The 19,491-nt window shown below is 42.3% G+C and carries 13 protein-coding genes and 1 pseudogene; 7 read left to right on the plus strand and 7 right to left on the minus strand.

Features of this window, described 5'->3' with window-relative positions:
• The first annotated feature begins 117 nt into the window (after positions 1-117).
• Together uca and atzF are read left to right on the plus strand one after the other, a co-directional pair.
• Positions 118-3,750 carry an urea carboxylase gene (uca, locus tag A3774_RS03980; protein WP_067863483.1) on the plus strand — a complete coding sequence of 1,211 codons (3,633 nt, stop codon included), beginning with the start codon at positions 118-120 and terminating at the stop codon, positions 3,748-3,750.
• Positions 3,751-3,752: 2 nt separating this feature from the next.
• On the plus strand, positions 3,753-5,555 hold the full coding sequence (gene atzF / locus A3774_RS03985; protein ID WP_067864109.1) for an allophanate hydrolase: 1,803 nt from the start codon (positions 3,753-3,755) through the stop codon (positions 5,553-5,555).
• Positions 5,556-5,624: 69 nt separating this feature from the next.
• Here the strand turns inward: atzF and A3774_RS03990 are convergent, their stop codons facing one another.
• Positions 5,625-6,467: a LysR family transcriptional regulator gene (locus A3774_RS03990; RefSeq protein WP_231867932.1), complete on the minus strand. Its 843-nt coding sequence runs from the start codon at positions 6,465-6,467 to the stop codon at positions 5,625-5,627.
• 174 nt (positions 6,468-6,641) lie between these two features.
• On the opposite strand from A3774_RS03990, the pseudogene A3774_RS03995 reads away from it, so the two are divergent.
• Positions 6,642-7,141 (plus strand): annotated as a pseudogene (locus A3774_RS03995) (lactoylglutathione lyase family protein).
• A gap of 97 nt (positions 7,142-7,238) precedes the next feature.
• Here the strand turns inward: A3774_RS03995 and A3774_RS04000 are convergent.
• The gene (locus A3774_RS04000) at positions 7,239-7,472 is read right to left on the minus strand and encodes a hypothetical protein (protein WP_067863489.1); all 234 of its coding nucleotides are present in this window, start codon (positions 7,470-7,472) and stop codon (positions 7,239-7,241) included.
• 105 nt (positions 7,473-7,577) lie between these two features.
• The gene (locus A3774_RS04005) at positions 7,578-7,853 is read right to left on the minus strand and encodes a hypothetical protein (protein WP_067863492.1); all 276 of its coding nucleotides are present in this window, start codon (positions 7,851-7,853) and stop codon (positions 7,578-7,580) included.
• Between the two features lie 511 nt (positions 7,854-8,364).
• Between A3774_RS04005 and A3774_RS04010 the strand changes: the two genes are divergently transcribed.
• Complete coding sequence (locus A3774_RS04010; protein ID WP_067863495.1) at positions 8,365-8,895, plus strand: REP-associated tyrosine transposase; 531 nt, start codon at positions 8,365-8,367, stop codon at positions 8,893-8,895.
• 115 nt (positions 8,896-9,010) lie between these two features.
• Here the strand turns inward: A3774_RS04010 and A3774_RS04015 are convergent, their stop codons facing one another.
• On the minus strand, positions 9,011-9,271 hold the full coding sequence (locus A3774_RS04015) for an HlyU family transcriptional regulator (RefSeq protein ID WP_067863499.1): 261 nt from the start codon (positions 9,269-9,271) through the stop codon (positions 9,011-9,013).
• Between the two features lie 260 nt (positions 9,272-9,531).
• On the opposite strand from A3774_RS04015, the gene A3774_RS04020 reads away from it, so the two are divergent.
• Positions 9,532-9,906, plus strand: a complete 375-nt coding sequence (locus A3774_RS04020; protein ID WP_067863503.1) for a hypothetical protein — start codon at positions 9,532-9,534, stop codon at positions 9,904-9,906.
• A 305-nt stretch (positions 9,907-10,211) separates the two neighbouring features.
• Here the strand turns inward: A3774_RS04020 and A3774_RS04030 are convergent, their stop codons facing one another.
• The 3 genes from A3774_RS04030 to A3774_RS04040 form a co-directional block, all read right to left on the minus strand.
• The gene (locus tag A3774_RS04030) at positions 10,212-11,258 is read right to left on the minus strand and encodes an alpha/beta fold hydrolase (protein WP_067863509.1); all 1,047 of its coding nucleotides are present in this window, start codon (positions 11,256-11,258) and stop codon (positions 10,212-10,214) included.
• A gap of 37 nt (positions 11,259-11,295) precedes the next feature.
• Complete coding sequence (locus tag A3774_RS04035) at positions 11,296-12,924, minus strand: flavin-containing monooxygenase (protein ID WP_067863512.1); 1,629 nt, start codon at positions 12,922-12,924, stop codon at positions 11,296-11,298.
• A 996-nt stretch (positions 12,925-13,920) separates the two neighbouring features.
• Positions 13,921-15,933 carry a sigma-54-dependent Fis family transcriptional regulator gene (locus A3774_RS04040; RefSeq protein WP_067863515.1) on the minus strand — a complete coding sequence of 671 codons (2,013 nt, stop codon included), beginning with the start codon at positions 15,931-15,933 and terminating at the stop codon, positions 13,921-13,923.
• Positions 15,934-16,541: 608 nt separating this feature from the next.
• On the opposite strand from A3774_RS04040, the gene A3774_RS04045 reads away from it, so the two are divergent.
• A complete protein-coding gene (locus A3774_RS04045; protein WP_067863518.1) occupies positions 16,542-18,128 on the plus strand; it encodes a DUF1302 family protein in 1,587 nt (528 codons plus the stop codon).
• 19 nt (positions 18,129-18,147) lie between these two features.
• Complete coding sequence (locus tag A3774_RS04050) at positions 18,148-19,425, plus strand: DUF1329 domain-containing protein (protein ID WP_067863521.1); 1,278 nt, start codon at positions 18,148-18,150, stop codon at positions 19,423-19,425.
• Positions 19,426-19,491: the final 66 nt, after the last annotated feature.

Here is a 19,491-nt window from a genome sequence, read left to right on the forward strand (position 1 = left end):
TTCACTTTGTGTAGAACAAAGTGCTGTCTACTTATTGGCAGATAAAATGGGCGGGGACGACCCCAATTAAGCCCTTAGAGTGTTGCTGGGACGACCCAGACATTCAGGTGAATACATATGTTTTCTAAAGTGCTAATTGCTAATCGTGGTGCCATTGCTTGTCGTATTATTCGCACACTTCGCAAAATGGGTGTTACTAGTGTTGCCATTTATAGTGAAGCAGATGCGGATAGCTTACATGTACTTCAAGCGGATGAGGCCTATTCCTTAGGTGAAGGGGCTGCCACCCAAACTTACCTTGATCAAGATAAAATTATCGCCATAGCTAAACAGAGCGGTGCTGAAGCAGTACACCCCGGTTATGGTTTTTTAAGTGAAAACCCAAATTTTGTTGCGCGCTGTGAAAGTGAAGAGATTACCTTTTTAGGGCCAACACCTGAACAGATGAATGACTTTGGTCTTAAGCATTCAGCTCGTGAGTTAGCCGAGCAAGCGAAAGTACCCCTTCTACCGGGTACAGGTCTATTAGATAGTTTAGAGCAGTCGTTAGAAGAAGCAGAGCGGGTTGGTTATCCTGTTATGTTGAAAAGCACAGCCGGTGGCGGCGGTATTGGTATGCAACGTTGTGATACTGCCCAAGAACTAACTGATGCGTACGACTCAGTGCGCCGCTTAAGTGAGAATAACTTCAGTAATAGTGGTTTATTTATTGAAAAATTTATCCAGCATGCACGCCATATAGAGGTTCAGATTTTTGGTGATGGCGCTGGAAATGTTGTAGCGCTAGGAGAGAGGGATTGTTCCGCTCAGCGTCGCAACCAAAAAGTGATTGAGGAAACGCCAGCACCTAATCTAAGTGATGAAACACGTACAGCGTTACAAAATACAGCGGTACGTTTAGCAGAGCAGGTTAACTACCGAAATGCAGGTACGGTTGAATTTGTACTGGATCAGACCACTGAGCGTTTCTACTTCCTTGAGGTCAATACACGCCTCCAGGTTGAGCACGGGGTAACAGAAGAGGTTTTTGGTGTCGACCTTGTTGAATGGATGGTGAAGCAGGGTGCTAATGAACTCGATCTTGTTAAAGAGGGAGCAGGATTAAGCCCTAAAGGTCATGCGATTCAGGTGCGTTTGTATGCTGAAGATGCAAATAAAGAGTTCCAACCTTGCGCCGGTTTATTAAGCCATGTGGAGTGGCCGGAGATCGACGGTCTACGAGTTGAACACTGGATTGAGGCAGGCGTCGAAGTCTCCCCATTTTTTGATCCTATGTTAGCAAAAGTGATCTTCCATGCGCCTACGCGTCAGCAAGCCTTAACGGGTTTAATGCAGGCGCTATCGGAATCAACGATTTATGGTATTGAGCATAATTTAGGTTATCTACATCAGCTATTAGGTAGCGAGGTTGTACAGAGCGGCCAGGTATTAACACGCTCTCTTAATGACTTTAATTATCAGCCGTACACGTTTGATGTTCTTAATGCCGGTACACAAACAACGATCCAAGATTACCCTGGTCGTGAAGGTTATTGGGATATTGGTGTACCACCTTCAGGTCCTATGGATTCTGTTAGTTTTAGGTTAGCAAATCAGCTGCTTAATAACCCTGTGGATGCCGCTGGGCTCGAGATTATTATTAGCGGGCCAACACTGCGCTTTAACCAAGCGACTCAAGTGGTGATTACGGGGGCTGAACTTGCTGCAACCTTAGAAGATCAGGCGGTACCTATGGGCACCGTGCTAGCTATTAAAGCCGGTCAAACCTTAGCGTTGGGTGCGACAAAAGGAGATGGCGCGCGTGCTTACCTCGCGGTTGCTGGTGGTATTAAATGCCCTGATTATCTAGGCAGTAAATCGACCTTCACCTTAGGACAGTTTGGTGGGCATGCGGGTAGAGCTTTGCGTTCTGGGGATGTACTCCAGCTTGATAGTCGTTTCCAAATCTCTGCTGAGGCCGGTGCACAAGTAAAATCAGCGCCTAAGTTAACAAATGATTGGCAGATTCGTGTTATTTACGGCCCTCATGGCGCACCGGACTTTTTCACAGATAAAGATATTTCTGAGTTTTTTGCCGCAGATTGGCAGGTTCATTTCAATTCGAGCCGCACTGGGGTTCGCCTGATTGGGCCTAAACCTGAATGGGCGAGAACTGATGGTGGTGAAGCAGGTCTGCATCCATCTAATATTCATGATAATGCGTATGCTGTAGGTACGATCGATTTTACCGGTGATATGCCAGTGATCTTAGGTCCTGATGGTCCAAGTTTAGGTGGTTTTGTTTGCCCTGCTACGATTATCAAAGCGGATCTGTGGAAGATGGGTCAGCTAAAAGCGGGTGATACTGTACGATTTTTACCTGTGTCTATTGCCGATGCTGCCGATGCTGAACGTGAGCAGTTACAACAAGTATCCTCTGTTTCTATTCAGGAGAGTGAGCTGCCCCAAGCGGTTATCGACTCACCGATTGTTAAAGTGTTGCCTAAAGAAACCTATGGCGAAAACGTTGTTTATCGTCCAAGTGGTGAAGACTTTCTGCTGGTGGAGTACGGCCCGCAGCGTCTTGATATTAAATTACGCTTCCGTGTTCATGCATTAATGCTGAAACTTCAAGCGCTGAATATCACAGGTATTAAAGAGCTCACACCGGGTATTCGTTCGCTACAAGTACATTACGATAATTTACAGCTACCTATAGCTAAGCTGATTGAGCTGTTAGAGCACGCTGAAGCTGATCTGGGTGATATAGATAAGCTAACGGTGCCTGCACGTATAGTTTCGTTACCACTTTCTTGGGATGACGAAGCAACGCGTTTAGCGATTAAAAAATACGATGAAGTAGTACGTAAAGATGCCCCTTGGTGCCCTGACAATATTGAGTTTATCCGTCGAATTAATGGCTTAGATTCCGTCGAAGATGTTAAGAAAATTGTCTTTGATGCTAGCTACCTTGTGATGGGGTTAGGGGATGTGTATTTAGGTGCGCCGGTGGCAACACCTATGGATCCAAGACATCGCCTAGTCACGACAAAATACAACCCAGCACGTACATGGACACCGGAAAATGCGGTCGGCATTGGGGGGGCCTACATGTGTGTTTACGGTATGGAAGGGCCGGGTGGTTATCAGTTTATTGGTCGTACCTTACAGATGTGGAACCGCTACCGTAAAACTGAGGCGTTTACGCAGCCTTGGTTACTGCGCTTTTTTGATCAGATCCGTTTCTATGAGGTGAGTGCAGAGGAGCTGAAGGAGATTCGTCGTGATCACCCTCGGGGTAAATACCCTGTCAAAATAGAGGAAACTGAGTTTTCTCTTGCTGAGTATCAAGCCTTACTTGATCAGCATCAGGATGAAATTCTGCAGTGTAAAGAGCGTCAACAAACTGCGTTTGAGGAGGAACGTCAACGCTGGGTTGAGAGCGGCCAAGCTAACTTTGAAGCAGATATGATGGTTGAGTCTCAAGGGCTTGATGAGCTGCTTAGCGAACATGAAACCGCAGTGGAAAGCCAAGTGGCAGGAAATATCTGGCAGGTCTTGGTAGAACCAGGTCAAAAGGTCAAAGCGGGTGAAGTCGTCATGATCTTAGAAGCAATGAAGATGGAATTAGAAGTGGTTGCATCTGAATCGGGCGTTATTAGTAGTATCAGCCAAGAAACGGGGGCTCAAGTTCACTCGGGCCAGCGACTTATGGTTATTAATACTCAAGTAGAAACATCAGCAACATCACAAGACACAGGTGCCGTATGAATATGCCAATAACAGTAATAGAACTATTAGCCGCTTATGAATCAGGGCAGTTATCACCGGCCGAGTATCTAACACAAAAATTGACTGAGACGAGAGCAGATACACGTAACTGCTGGATAGAATCTATCTCGGATGAGCAGTTAAATGGATTTCTGAATAACCTAAAAGGTAAAACGATTAAAGAGCTACCTCTTTACGGAATACCTTTTGCGATCAAAGATAATATTGATCTTGCTGGGCTACCAACCACTGCGGGGTGTAAAGCTTATACTTATGAGCCTGACTCCTCTGCTTATGTGGTTCAGGCTCTTATCAATGCGGGGGCTGTGCCTTTAGGTAAAACTAATTTAGATCAGTTTGCAACGGGACTTGTCGGTACGCGTAGCCCGTGGGGCGCGGTGAAAAATAGTTTTAATGATGAGTATATCTCCGGCGGTTCAAGTTCTGGTAGTGCTGTCACGGTGGCGACGGGTCAGGTCTGTTTCTCTTTAGGTACAGATACTGCGGGTTCTGGACGGGTTCCCGCCGCGTTTAATAATATTTTGGGGATGAAGGCAACTAAAGGCATGGTCAGCTGCACAGGCTTAGTACCGGCCTGTAAAACCCTAGATTGTATTACTATTTTTGCCCACACAACGGATGATCTTAATCTACTGTTGGATATCGCCGGCGAATATGATGAGACAGATTGCTATGCAAGGCCTAATGTAGCTTCTAACGATGCCTCAGCTTACCAACCTGAAAACGCGCTTAAAGGTCGTAAGATTGGTGTGCCAGCGCCTGAGCAGTTAGCATTTTTTGGTAATAAGAGTGCCGAAGCGCTGTTTAACGCATCGCTGGATAAACTGCGAGAGCAAGGTGTTGAACTGACCGAGATCGATTTTGATCCTTTTGCCCAAGCAGCATTGCTGCTCTATGAAGGCCCTTGGGTTGCTGAACGCTATGCTGCGATTGAGTCTTTCTTCGAGGAAGATTCCAGCCGTTGCCTGCCTGTAATAGAAACCATTATTGGCGGTGCTGCAGGGAAAACTGCGGTAGATGCGTTTAAGGCGATCTATCAATTACAGGCTTATAAAGTGCAGTGTGATGCGATCTTATCTACTGTCGATGCAGTGGTGATCCCTACCGCGGGTACTATCTATACCATTGATGAAGTTAATGCAGATCCCATTAAGCTAAATTCAAATGTGGGTTACTACACTAACTTTATGAACCTGCTGGATTACACCGCTATTGCGTTACCTGCAGGTATACAAACATCTGGGTTGCCGTTTGGTATTACGCTTTTTGGTCCGGCATGGTCAGATAGAAAACTATTAAGTTTTGGTGGATCTTGGCAGCAAAGTTTAGGCTTACCTTTAGGTGCGACAAATACACCTCTCCCTAAGCTTTTACCTGCGGCGACAATACAAGAGGGCTGGGTAGAACTAGCTGTTTGTGGCGCACACCTTGAAGGCTTACCGCTGAATTTCCAACTGCAGGAGAGGGGAGCACGCCTAGTTCAAACAACGCAAACATCTGCTAATTATAAGTTATACGCACTGGCGGGAGGTCCTCCCTTTCGTCCCGGTTTGATTCGGTCTGAAGGTGAAGGAAGCGCAATTGATGTGGAAGTGTGGACTTTCCCCCAAACAGAATTAGGTAGCTTTCTACAAGGGATTCCGCAACCGCTAGGTTTAGGCAAAGTGGAATTAGCGGATGGCCGTTGGGTGACGAGCTTTATCTGTGAAGGTTATGCGATCGAAACGGCTGAAGATATAACTCATCATGGTGGCTGGCGTAACTATATGCAGGCGAAATCCTAGGACAGACAAGGGTTAGGCGAATAGGGAAGCCCTGTAAGGATTATTGTCACTTTAGGGCTACTTCGATTGTTAATGCCATTGGTTGCTGAGTAAGTTTTTAATTAATTGGTAACGTCGGGGAAGCACGCGGTGCTTCTTCGTAATAAGGTAAATGGTCTCTTTTATCGGCGTATCGATAGCAGCACTTTGTATGCGATCAGGATAGGGACAGGCATTCAGCGAGGATTTTGGAATGACAGTAAAACCTAAGCCCATGGAAACCGGCAATAATATTTGGCTTAATTGATTGATATAGCCGGAGTGGGGAATCTGATCCATAGCTGTAAACCTATCAGGAAAATTCTTTTCGAGCAGTTGGCTCGCATAGTGATGGCCATCAGGATGGTTAATAAAACCGAGTGCTAATAATCCTTGCCAGTCAGATTCTGCTTGAGCCGGTAGAACTAAGCAAAGGGCATCCTCGCCTAGTTGTTCTTGTATAAATAAAGGGTCATTGACCTGTTGGGTGATAATTCCTATATCCGATAGATTGGTTTTAACCCGTTCGATAATAGTGCTATTGGGTGCAGCTTCAATATGGATACTTAGCTTAGGGAATACCTGTTGGAGATCGAGTAGCTTAGGATAGAGTTTCATCGCAATGGAGCCCGAGCAGGCTAAAGAGCAACAGCCACTATTGATATCATCATCGGCAACAATAGCCAGTAATTCAGATTCAGATTGAGCTTGTTGCAATCCGTATTTATAGAGGTGTTCACCAGCGACGGTTAATTCGAACTTTTTCCCATAACGGCTAAGCAGTGGCTTACCGATTTGCGCTTCTAGCTTTTTGATATGTTGGCTTACACCCGGTTGGGTCATGTTTAAGCGTTCGGCAGTTTGAGTGAAGTGATTGGTCTCCACTAAACTCATAAATGTACGCAGATATAAGGTATTTATCATAACTTTAAATTATCAAAATAATCGCTAATTATAATTTAATATTAACATAGAAGCTTTGTAAACTGATCCCAATTACTAACAACTTTGGAGTTGTCCCTGATGACGGATACCCGCTTGCAAACTAACAATTCACTACCAACAGAGATGAAAACTTATCCACGGGCGTTTTCCCATATTGGTATCTCAGTGCCTGACCTTGAGGCTGCAGTAAATTTTTACACTGAAGTACTCGGTTGGTATCTGATAATGGAACCCACCGATGTAGTTGAAGATGACAGCCCTATTGGAGAGATGTGTATAGATGTGTTTGGTGCTAATTGGGGACATTTCGAATTGCTCATATGTCCACCGGTGATCGAATAGGGGTTGAGCTATTTCAATTTAAGAACCAAGAAAATCCAGTAAATAACTTTGAATATTGGAAAACAGGTGTCTTTCATTTTTGCGTACAAGACCCCGATGTGGAAGGGCTTGCAGAGAAGATTGTTGCGGCCGGTGGTAAAAAACGTATGGCGAAACCCCGTTATTACTATCCGGGCGAAAAGCCTTACCGCATGATCTATATGGAAGATCCGTTTGGTAATATTTTAGAAATCTATAGCCACAGCTATGAGCTGCACTATGCCTCAGGTGCCTATAACTAAACGGACAGAATCATACTTAAACGGCCATCATTGATGGCCGTTTTTTTGTTAGTGATAGATATATTAATCGCGGCTCAAACGCCCCAAAAAAGTAATACTAAACCTGCACTGACAACCTAGCCAGCGCGGTGATCACGGCAGCGATCGCCAACGATGAACCCCATTGTGCATGTTGGATCAGTTGCCAAAGGACATAAGGGCCGAGCAATACACAGTGTGAAAGTAATCCCCACCAAAGGTAGTTTGCTTTAAGGCTCACATGACGAGCCAACAGATTCCAAGTCACGTGCATAATCACTGACAACCCGATTAACACATAAGGGTTATCCATTATTCCCAAAACTTATCCCTTCGATATAATATTTTTTATTTTTGACAGTATCATCCACTGAGTATTTTCAACTATAGGCGACAGTGACAGAATTATCTTCTTCCCTCACTCCGCATACCACATATCCTTCCCACTCTCCGCATGCAACATATCCTTCCCACTCTCCGCATGCAACATATCCTTCCCACTCTCCGCATGCCACATCTCATTCCCACGCTCCGCATGCCACATCTCGTTCCCACGCTCTGCGTGGTAATGCGGCTGTATAGCACTCATCGATGCCCCGCGCAGGAGTACGATGCCGAGTGGAAATATCAGCCCCCACGCAGGAGCATGGGGGCTAGCGTGGTGTTCTCCTCGGCGTACACTACTCGTTTCCACTCACATCTCGTTCCCACGCTCTGCATATTACTTCTCGTTCCCACGCTCTGCGTGGTAATGCGGCTGTGTAGCACATCATCGATGTACCCGCGCAGGAGTACGATGCCGAGTGGAAATATCAGCCCCACGCAGGAGCATGGGGGCTAGCGTGGTGTGCTCCTCGGCGTACACTACTCGTTTCCACTCACATCTCGTTCCCACGCTCTGCATATTACTTCTCGTTCCCACGCTCTGCGTGGTAATGCGGCTGTGTAGCACATCATCGATGTACCCGCGCAGGAGTACGATGCCGAGTGGAAATATCAGCCCCACGCAGGAGCATGGGGGCTAGCGTGGTGTGCTCCTCGGCGTACACTACTCGTTTCCACGCACATCTCGTTCCCACGCTCTGCGTGGTAATGCAGTCGGAGATTCGTTAATGTGCAGATGTGGCTAGATGTACCCAAGCAGGAGCATGGGTACAAGAATAAGCTCCCACGCATTGCGTGGTAATTAACAAGGAGGTTAATTAATGGGTCGAAGTCGTTATGTCTTTACTGCACCAGAACAACCACACTTTCTAACGCTAACTGTGTTGCACTGGTTACCAATTTTTACGCGTCCTGATGCGGTTGATATCGTTTTTAATTCATTACGCTACTTAATGGGTGAAGACTTTAAGGTTTACGCCTATGTGATTTTAGAAAACCACCTACATCTTGTAGCGCAAAGCGACCAGCTAGATAAGGATATCGCACGTCTTAAATCATTTACGGCAAGGCAGTTGATTGCTTATCTACAAACCAAAAAAGCAAAAACTATCTTGGATCAACTAGCGTTTTATAAAAAAGCGCATAAACGTGATCGTACTTATCAATTGTGGCAAGAGGGTGTGCATCCTGAACTGATACAGAGTGAGGAGATGATGCGCCAGAAGATTGAGTATATTCATCATAATCCAGTTAAACGGGGTTATGTTGATGAAGCCGTACATTGGCGCTATTCCAGTGCAAGAGATTATGCCGGAATGGTGGGGTTGTTGGATGTTTATAAAGCGTGGTGAGGGAGATGTTTTATACGCAGGCTCTTAACGTTCCCACGCTCTGCGTGGGAACGAGATGTAGATAAACTCCTAGGGATATGTGCCTTGTTTCGTCACCCCGGTGTTAACGCATATCTTAATGTGCAAAGATTCCCTCACCCTTTTGATCAATTAACTTTTTTGCTTTTGTATGCGTCATTTTTACACAGCTCTGCTTGTCAGCAACGCGATCAATTAGCGTATAGCTACGGTGCTGATCTTTTCTGCTGATAACTGCATTTAATCTATAACGGCCAAATTCTTCTTCTGGAAGTGCTGCAATCGTATACCCTTTATAGCGAATAGAGCCTTCAGGTAGAGGGGAAAACAAAGATTTAATTGATCCTAGCAAACTCATTAAGGGTGCTCCTAAATTTATTATTTTTCACACTATGAGCAATATTAGAGGGAAGTGGAATAACCTCAGTACCAAATGACTATTTTTTGTACAACTGGATATAGACTTAAGTTGCAGTGTTTCTGTCTCGTATCTCGTTACCACGCTCGGCGTGGTAATTAACAACAATGCTTCCTGATAACATATTTACTTGCTCTAAACGAAAAATGGGCCGTCAGTGTAGATTTACAATAAAGATTGTGAAAATGAGGGGGTTAAATATGACCTATCAAACAAATAAAGTTTGTGAAAGCACCTTTGGTAGCAGGGAGGCTACTTATCCTTATTACAATAAAGATTGTGATAAGTATACCGTGAAGCTTGATTTCAATGAAGGTGGATCAATTCCTACTATATTTGAATCATTGCTTTGGAGTGGCATTGTTGAAAAGCAGTCTCAATTCATGGAGGATTACCAAAATGCTGACAGTAACTTTAAAGGAAGGACAATAAACTCTACTTTGGTGACGATATTATTGGCACCTCCCTCTGAATCAGTTGGGTCCAATCAAGTAAAGTTCTCTGTTGACGCTCCTAGATATTTAAAAATACTCCGATACACACAAGGCCTTGGAAGATTTAGCCTCCTCACTTAACGAATAATGCAATTAAGAATAATACTCTTTGAAACACATTGCTTCAGCTGTACACCGTACTCTTTTATTACTTCGTTACGTGTAGTAAAAGCAAAAGAAATGTTAACACAAAGCGACATCATGCTAAGGAAACGAAAAGAGCCATAGGTAAAAACCATATGACTCTTTTTTATGCTTTTACAACCAGCAACACGATAGCGTAATAACTTGGTTAAACCTCCCATTGCTTTAACTATGAGGTCTTACTAATGTTTTAGAAGGTTCCTGTTACCAGAAGTTAAGTTGGAATTGCTTCCTTTAAAAAGTTAGAGGTCAATACTCAATAGTTCATCAAGATATTCATCCACTTGATTTATCATCTGTTCGTCAGTACCAAAAAGGCCAAGGTGTCCATCAATGGATATTATCGGTCGCAATTCACTTCCTGGAATCATTTGCTGTTCAGTACGGCAATCATCTACAGTGAAGAACATATCATGACTGATAGGCATTACATACGTTTTGGCTTTGATCCTGCCTAGCGCAGCGGTAAGGTCACCTGCTGTATGACGACTGACATCACCTCTTTGCCATTTCCAAATCATTCTAAGTAGATTGTTCGGATCCATTTGCGCGAAGTATTCAATCATGAAATCATTAACAAAGCCCCTGATGTTGGCGTGCCCAAGATCTTTATGCCTCTTTTTCGCAAAAAAATCAGTGCTCCACCCCATTACTGTCCACAGTTTTGAATGGCGTTCTAAACCTTCAGCCACTTCGGAGCCTAGATTGTAAAAACCATCCTTAAAGTTAGGGTCTGATTCGATGGCTTCAATCAACGTTTCAGCAAAGATGAAGTCATGTTCTGTGTTTTTAGCTGTTCCAGCCAAAGGCGCTGCACGTTTCACAAAATCAGGATAGCGAACGGCCCATTCATAGCTTTGTTGAGCTCCCATTGAACCACCAAAGACTAAAGCAAGGCTCTCTAAGCCATAATGCTCCGTAAGAAGTTTATGTTGGGCTCTAACATCGTCTCCAATGCGCACGAGTGGAAAAAGAGGTCCTTTCAGGTTCTCAGGAGAGTTACTGGGAGAGCTTGAAAGACCACTACCTATTTGGTTGACAATAATGATGAAATATTCAGAGGGGTCTAGAGGTCGACCTTCACCGATATACACTTGCTCCATAATTTTATTGGTACCTGAGTACCAAGTCGGTATAAGTATAGCGTTATCTTTTTCTGAATTGAGTTCACCAAATGTGGCTACAGCCAGCATACAGTCGGGAATATTTCCACCTTCCTCAAGCTGTAAGTTTCCAATATTGATTAATTCATAAGGGCCATGAACTTCTTGGGTGTAATAAATACTCATTTAAATCACCTACTTTAATATGTGTGTAGAACAGCCATTAATCTATTTTAAAACCTGGGTAGCCTTTCTCTGCTACTTCATCACATCTTTTGTGGTAGTCATTAACACCGCCAATATATGATAATAAACGACGAGGCTTGCCTTCTACATTCGAACCCATGTACCAAGAATCAGTTTTTACAACAAGTGTTTTTGAAGCAACTTCATCGTGATGTTCCACCCATGCATTTTCTACTTCTTTGGATACTTCTATTGTTTTCTTGCCGTTTTTTAATGCAAAATCGATACAATTTGTGATCCAGTCAACTTGATACTGAAGACAAGTTGTCATGTTGCAGAGCGCAGCTGATGGGGCAAGAGGTGCGCCAGTGGTAAATAGATTTGGATATCCATGTACTTGGAGGCCCATTGCCGTGGTAATTTCTTGTTGCCATTGATCTTTCAATGAACGGTTATCTCGACCTCGAAAATCAATACGGCTAAGGGCGCCTGAGCCTGCATCAAAACCGGTCGCTAAAATAATCACATCGAATTCATGAATAGTTCCATCTTCAGTTTTGATACCTTCAGGAACAAATTCTTGGATGGGGGTAGTTCTGCAATCTACCGGCTCTACATTATCTTGTAAATAGACTTCAAGATAGTTTGATTCTAATGGAACGCGGTGAGTACCGAAGGTGTAATCATCTTTCGTTGGAATTAAAAGGTTACAAAGTTTTTCGTCATTTCCTAAGCGTTGACGCATTTTATTTCGTACGAATTCTGAGACTTCTTCAGCAATATCTTCATCAAAGAAAATTTCCGAGTAACTAGCTAACCATAATGAAAGTGAGCCCTCTTCCCAATGTTCCTCAAGGACCGCGAGTCTCTCCTCTTCAGTAGATTCATGCCATGGTTTTGCTGTGAAATCATAGTCAAAACCGGCAAAAGAGTTCATTACTTTGTCTTTTGTCTCATCATAACGGTCACACCAATAGGTCCAGTCTTGTTCAGAATATTTCGGGTTTTTCATTGGGATGGCGTATTGAGGGGTTCGACAAAAAACTTTCATCGAGCTAACTTCTGGAGCTATTGTCTGAATTACCTGTATACCTGTAGCTCCCGTACCAATTACAGCTACGCGTTTTCCAGTTAAACTTTTCGCGTCTTTCGGCCATTTTCCGGTTAGATATGTTTCACCTTGGAACGTTTCTTGGCCCTTAAAGCGGTTCTCGATTGGAGCTGACAGCATGCCGCAGCAAGCAAGTAAAAACTGAGTATTGATTAGTTCTCCTGAATCAGTAACTACATTCCATCTATTAGTCTCTTCGTCATAGTGAGCAGACTTAATACGAGTACTGAATTGGATGTCTTTTTTCAGTTCGTGACGGTCGGCAACATAATTTAGCCATTCTTCAGTTTCAGGTTGAGCTGGGAAGCGCTCGCTGGGTTTCCAGGACTTATACATCTCTTCATCAAACCAGTATTGATAGATCTCTGCTTGAGAATCAAAACGAGCACCTGGGTAGCGATTCCAATACCAAGTACCTCCTACACCGGTAGCTGTTTCGTAAGCGCGTACTTTTAGGCCCATTTTTCTTAAATTATAAAGTTGGTACATACCTGCAACACCAGCACCAATCACCATTGCATCTAATACAGTTACTTTATCAGCTGCTGCATTCATATAGATTCTCCATTTTTTATGCTTATTTAGAGTTATTTATAAAAGGGGAAATGTTTATTAAGATAACTTGAATAAATATATAGACCTGTAGAAAGGAGATATTGAATAAAAAGTGTTTTTTTTGGATAATTGAGTGGCTTATGTTGTAAAAAAAAAGCGGACTGGTTAAGTGATAAAATCAGATAACGCAGCCCGCAAAAACAGGGAAAACTAAGTGTTTTATTTCCTGTAGAGGATGTGCAAAGCTAAAACAATGCTAGTGTTTTCAATTAGAATTTAGTTTAAATGTCTTCTAGCGTAGAAATGCTTGAATACGAAAAATAAATCTAACCTTATTTTAGAGCTAGTTTTAAAGGGTGGCAGGCCAGAAAACCGGGGGCGACCGAATATCCCGACCCACCATAAATTAAAGCTAGTAACATAAGGAATTATTTATCTCCTTATCTCTAAACTCGTAATAAATGATGCTCTTTTTTTTAAGAGTATTATTGAATAATAAAATGTATATATTGAAAAATGCGGGAGCTTTCTGATATTTGATAGATATTTAAATAAACTCTGTTGTGCCCGAAATATAAGGCCTAAGCGTTTAGTAAATAACATCGGAGGTTTGCTTCCGTTTTTCATCATTCTATTCAGTCTATGTAGTGTCTTCGAGTAAAACTGACATATGATTTGAGATGAGCGGTCGACCAACCGAATTCTAACTTTAAGGTCCTACGCTTGATGACGGATTGTTTGGGGAGATTTTAAGTATATTAACTCGCGGTAATATTAGTAATAGAACAAGGACTTGAGTGTCTACAAAAGCCTTTGTTATCAAATGATGAGCACAGTAAATGAGGTTAGTTTCCTGTTTTCTATGTAGGTTATATGTTTCGTTTATGGGGAAGCTGTCGTAACAAATAAAAACTTATGAGCCATAAAAAATCTCCGATATTTGGGAGAGCACACTGCTGTATGGTGCTTCTTAGTAACCGGTTTGTATTATTCTGATTATAAATCATACTTTTTTACTTTCTGGTATAAAGTACTTTTAGCTATACCAAGTAGTTTAGATGCTTTGGTCATATTTCCATTACTTGCTTGTATTGCTGCTGCAATACTAGATTTTTCGGCATTTTCCAAACTAATGAATCTAGTGTTGTTTAATGTTGTTGAACCTTGCTCCGTAGGTTCTTCGTTAATGCTTTCATTACCAGTTAAGTATTCAGGAGGAAGGTCTTCAGGTACGAGTATATTTCCCGTTGACATAAACGTCATATATTCAAGGACATTAGATAGCTCTCTAATGTTCCCAGGCCAGGACATCAATTTCAGCTTTTCGGTAAGTTCTTTTGATGCCTGCTTTCGTTCTGTTTGATAGGTTGCACTAATCCTATCTAGAATTGACTCAATTAAGCTAGGAATCTCTTCGTTCCGTTCTGAAAGGGGTTTAAGCGTTATTACAATATTAGCGATTCTATAGTAAAGGTCTTTTCTGAAATTACCTTTGAGTACCGCGAGCTTTAGATCAATATTGGTCGCTGCGATAAGTTTGAAATTTACAGCTCGTGGTTTTGTTTCACCCACGCGATAAATTTCCATTTCTTGAAGAACACGTAAAAATACAGGTTGTATCTCTAATGGCATTTCTCCTATTTCATCCAGAAATAGAACCCCTCCATTAGCAGCTTCAATCTTTCCGATCATGCCGCCCTTTTTTGCACCAGTAAAAGCGCCTTCTACATAACCGAATAATTCGCCATTAAGTAGATCTTTTGAAAATGCACCGCAATTTAAAGCAATAAAAGGGGACTCAGAACTAGTGTATTCCGTATGAATAGCTTTTGCTGCATACTCCTTACCGGAACCAGTATCACCTAATAATAGAATGGGTAAAGGTGATTTTGCCGCTAGTTTTATTTTGTCGTTTTCATGTGATGGCCCTAGGTTTAGGGTACTTATGTTTGGTGAAACGCTCAATGATGTCGTTGTACTTTGCGTATTACCGTTGTGATTAATTATTTGTGATGTACCGTCCCTAGGAATATTTACTTTGAACCCTAGTAGCTTATTTCTCTGTTTTGGATCTAAGATAGGTTGAATATAATCATCCATTGATTGGTAAAAGGCTAGGTGTTCTAAGTCAGGCTTATCACCGCCATACCTTTCTAAATTCAGCCTAAATTTCCTACCGTCTTTATATCTAGGTATAAAGCTTTTTAGTAGTTTTTCATCGTTGGTGTTTGATCTTATAAAACGACCCTGTTTATCGAATAGAAGGAAATTATTAGAACCATTGAATTTAGTGCTTGAAATAAGTGCTTCTTCAATTTTCGACCAACGCAGTATCGTCAATGTTTGAAGTTGAGATTGAATAGTATTTGCCCAAGAAGTAACTAGGGGTAAGTGGAAACGGTTAAAGCTATCTGATAACCCTGAAATATCAATAACCCCGATTCTTTGCATGTCATAAGGGTCATAAATACAAGCAGCAGTACAACTCCAGGGTTTAAAACCTTCACAAAAATGTTCTTGGCCATGCACTTGTGTTGGTTGATTAGATTCTATGGCTGTCCCTACTGCATTTGATCCAGTTACCACTTCCCTCCAAAAACTTCCTGGAAGCAAACTGATATCTTTGGCGCGGTCTATAGTCCTCGGGTCACCTGTGATTGTAAGGTTTAGCGCATTCCTGTCAGTAATAAATAGAACGGTTTCTAAGTCGTTTAATAGTAGTTTCGACTCTTCAATGGTTGAGCGTGAGCACCTTAGCAAGTCTTCATTTTGACTGAGGGTTATATTCATATCATCCTCAGAAGCAACAACTGGTGCAATCTTTGTTGAGGGGTCCACACCGATTGACTGGCAACGTTCCCATGAATTTATGATGCTGCCTCTTACTTTTATGATTTCATGTTTTTCAGTACCACAAAGAAATCGCTCCCAAGCCATATCAATTTCTTTTTGGGAAAAGTCCGCAGGGTTTTTATTGTTAGATGCATATTTCTGCTGAGTACGGGGCATTTTTTTGCTCTCATTATTATTTTTAGATTGGTCTAACGAGCATTCAATTTAGGAATTAAAAAATAACACATTACTCAAATCAGGGTAATAGGTCGCATCATTTTCATATGCTGCCAGTTAGCCGTCGTACAATCCATGTAGAAATTTCATAGTTAATCCAACTGATTTGGTTTAACTATGAATAAAAAATATTGCCACGCTTTACCAGTGTAAAACAGTAAACCTTTTTTTAGGCTATTGAAAAGCTAACACATTGGTATGATTCTATATAACTATTTTGTTGGAACTAAATGATTAGTTCCTAAGTTTGCATCACCAAGCCCCTGTTTTTATTGGCAATATTCCTAGATAAACAGCCTTCTGTAAATTGCGTTTGAAAGTCGAACGTAGCGTTTGATTCTCAAACTATATCTGGAAAACTAATCTTTAATAATTGTTTATAAATTCCTTTTTATTCAAATGCTTATTGTTTTTTATTTGTCTTTGGCACGGTAATTGATTGCTCTGTTTATGCCAAAGCTCATGAATGTGAAAGTTCATTCAAGTGCTTGGGCGAATGAAGTTTTAGTTTGTCAAAACATAACAAATATAAAATGTAGGCAATCATTGTGAAAAAAAATCAAAAGAAAACCAGTTCTCTACTGGTCGGTGCAGGACTATTACTGGGCAGCTTAGCTCATGCAGATGATGACTATAGTGTCAATTTTAGTGGGTACGTTCGTGCCCAAACCTCCATATTTCTTGAAGATCAAGAAGAAACAGCAGGCAATGACAAGTGGGATGTAGGCATGGCAAGGACATCCTTACAGCTAGAGATGGATGCTCAAGCAGGGGACGTGTTTTGGAAAGCTGTTGGTCGTCTCGACAAAGAGTATCAGACAAGCTATCTGGATGATCTTGAACAGCTGACACAAACGCAGACCCCAGGAGGTTTTGCTACAACTCAGGATTACTTGGATCAGTATCAAACAGACAGTTTGGGGGATTTTTTACGTGAGTTTTACGTAGATTTTTCTCTGAATGATCGTGTTGATGTGCGTTTAGGCAAACAACAATTAGTTTGGGGTGAAAGTGATTTCTTTCAGGCTCTCGACGTGGTTCATGGTTTTGATTATAGGAAACGGCTTTTCTTCGAGAATAATGAAGATTGGCGTAAACCGCTAATTCTGGCGAACTTTAATGTTGATGTACCAGAACTGGACGGTAACCTGAACTTTTATGTACGTCCTGGTTGGGATCGTGCTGAGGACATGGGTAGTAATTTCAACATCGAGGGTGGACGTTGGATTCCTCACCCATATCGGGGCGTAGATTTCACTGCATTTACTGACTACAACGAAGATAATCCAAATGGTGATTGGGATGATCCTACCTTTGGTTTACGCTGGAATGGTACGGCAGGCTCAATTGGTTACTCATTTGCGTACTTAAAAACCTTTAATCCTCAACCGATCATAAACCCTGCGGCCAATTCTGCAGTGCCAGGTGCGTTTGGTGTAACGTCTATGCAGTCTTACGGTGAGCTTGCAAAGAATCAGGTTCTTGGTGACTGGGTGTTCCCTGAAATAGATGTATTTGGCTTTACAGCGAATACATATAGCCAAAGCATTGATTCTACACTCAGTGCCGAATTCGCATTTATTCCTGACAAACCATATAACTATGGTGCTCTGCAATCATCATTACCTGGTTGGGCTGGGGTAAAAGAAAAAGATACTTTGGTCACTATGGTGCGCTTAGATAAAGAATTAGATTTATCTAGCTGGCTTGGTACCAATCGTCCTTCGCTTACAAGTATCCAACTGTTTGATACCTGGATTGTCGATTATGATGAAAATGATGAAATCGTAGAATTTGCTTCTTTCGGAGCGAAAAAGAAAGAACATACAACCTACCTAACCTTCTTCACTTTACTCAATTTCAACCGCGACACAATTAATCCGTCTTTAGTTCTGGGTACCGACCTTAGTAATGGCGGTGGGTTTGCTATTCCTGCTGTTGAAATGGTCTTTGGCGATAATTGGAGATTCAAAGGCGAAGCTAACCTTTGGTGGACAGATGGTGATCAGAAGCATGTTGCTGCTGGAAGTGTACCAGGTAGAAACCCACTGGGTGCTCTTGAAAACTCAGCTTCATTCTTCGACTGGTTCGGTGACGATAATCAGTTGACCTTTACCCTAACTCGCCAATTCTAGTTATAAGAGGCTCAAAATTATGAATATTGGTTATTTAAAGAAAATATCTCAGGCCGCTGTGTTGTGTTGGGCTGTTGTTGGAACAGTACAAGCAGCGGAACTACCAGCAGGTACTGTGATTTCTAAAGCTAACTTTGATGCGGTAAAAGATGCACAGTTTGAAGGAAAGCGTGTAGGAGACATGATTCCTGAAAGACTTGAGTGGATGATTAAAGAACGTGGCTTAACCATGAAGATTCGTCACTCTGAAAAAATTGATGTTGATCCTAAATACATAGAGGCAACCCAGCAAGGTAAGGGTAAGGTTAAGTTTGATCCGGCTACTAGACAGGTATCGGGTTGGACTTCTGGAATGTTTTTTGATCCTCAGGATATAGATCCAAATGATCCTCATGCCGGTGATAAACTGATTTGGAACCTTCGATCTCCAACCTATGGCGCAACTATGGATTTACGTGATCTGTCATTTGTATTTATCGATGGCGAAGATGGTGTAGAACGTATCCAGCGTTGGTGGTCACGCCGTTATTATATGGAAGGTCGTTTAGACGGTGGTCCTGTTCAGGAAGGTGATGGCGATATTATGCAGAAGACTATTCTTGTCGCTCAAAGCCCTCAGGATATAAAAGGATTAGGTACTTTTTCGATTAGATACAATGACCCTAGTGCCGCAAAGCCGGATGATACATGGGCTTATCTGAAATCTGTTAGACGTGCAAGACGTCTTACTGGTAGTGCTTGGATGGATCCAATTGGCGGAACAGTTCAGCTTTATGATGACTGGGATATTTGGGATGCGGTTCCTACCAAGTATCAATCAACTAAGTTGGTAGATACGCGTTGGGTTTTTGCAATTGCTCACAGCCCAGAGCTGAGTGTTGATAAAAGTAAAGAGGGCACTAACGCAGAATTCCCAAGCGTTGGCCTTGATGAGAAGCCGTTTTATTACCCTGCGAAACATATTGAATGGGAGCCGCGTGAAGTCTACGTAATTGAAGGTACTCCACCTGAGGGGCATCCGTATAGCAAAAAAGTGGTGTATATGGAGAAAGACTGGCCGCGTCCATACCTTGGTGAGGCGTATGACCAAAATGGTAAATTCTGGAAGTTCTTTATCTTCCAGAATCGACCTGAGGTTGCAGACGATGGTTATAAAGCCGTAATTCCAGTGATTGGTCATGTAATCGATTATAAGGCTAATTTCTCGACTACATGGTCTGCGAATATGAAATCAAATCCGGCTGGCGTGAAAGAGAATAACGTTAGCTTGAAGCAATTACTAAAAATTGCGAGATAAATTAACAGAAATATTTCCTTTAATTGACTGCTAGGCAGTGATTGTATCGCTGCTTAGCAGATTTTT

The sequence above is a fragment of the Neptuniibacter marinus genome (genome assembly GCF_001597725.1).
In the GTDB taxonomy this organism is placed as follows: Bacteria; Pseudomonadota; Gammaproteobacteria; order Pseudomonadales; family Balneatricaceae; genus Neptuniibacter; species Neptuniibacter marinus.

What these genes read in the sequence shown, in the direction of transcription:
- uca (WP_067863483.1), top strand. Translation starts at nt 118, where the DNA reads ATGTTTTCTAAAGTGCTAATTGCTAATCGTGGTGCCATTGCTTGTCGT.
- atzF (WP_067864109.1), top strand. Translation starts at nt 3,753, where the DNA reads ATGCCAATAACAGTAATAGAACTATTAGCCGCTTATGAATCAGGGCAG.
- A3774_RS03990 (WP_231867932.1), bottom strand. Translation starts at nt 6,467, where the DNA reads ATGAGTTTAGTGGAGACCAATCACTTCACTCAAACTGCCGAACGCTTA.
- A3774_RS04000 (WP_067863489.1), bottom strand. Translation starts at nt 7,472, where the DNA reads ATGGATAACCCTTATGTGTTAATCGGGTTGTCAGTGATTATGCACGTG.
- A3774_RS04010 (WP_067863495.1), top strand. Translation starts at nt 8,365, where the DNA reads ATGGGTCGAAGTCGTTATGTCTTTACTGCACCAGAACAACCACACTTT.
- A3774_RS04015 (WP_067863499.1), bottom strand. Translation starts at nt 9,271, where the DNA reads ATGAGTTTGCTAGGATCAATTAAATCTTTGTTTTCCCCTCTACCTGAA.
- A3774_RS04020 (WP_067863503.1), top strand. Translation starts at nt 9,532, where the DNA reads ATGACCTATCAAACAAATAAAGTTTGTGAAAGCACCTTTGGTAGCAGG.
- A3774_RS04030 (WP_067863509.1), bottom strand. Translation starts at nt 11,258, where the DNA reads ATGAGTATTTATTACACCCAAGAAGTTCATGGCCCTTATGAATTAATC.
- A3774_RS04035 (WP_067863512.1), bottom strand. Translation starts at nt 12,924, where the DNA reads ATGAATGCAGCAGCTGATAAAGTAACTGTATTAGATGCAATGGTGATT.
- A3774_RS04040 (WP_067863515.1), bottom strand. Translation starts at nt 15,933, where the DNA reads ATGCCCCGTACTCAGCAGAAATATGCATCTAACAATAAAAACCCTGCG.
- A3774_RS04050 (WP_067863521.1), top strand. Translation starts at nt 18,148, where the DNA reads ATGAATATTGGTTATTTAAAGAAAATATCTCAGGCCGCTGTGTTGTGT.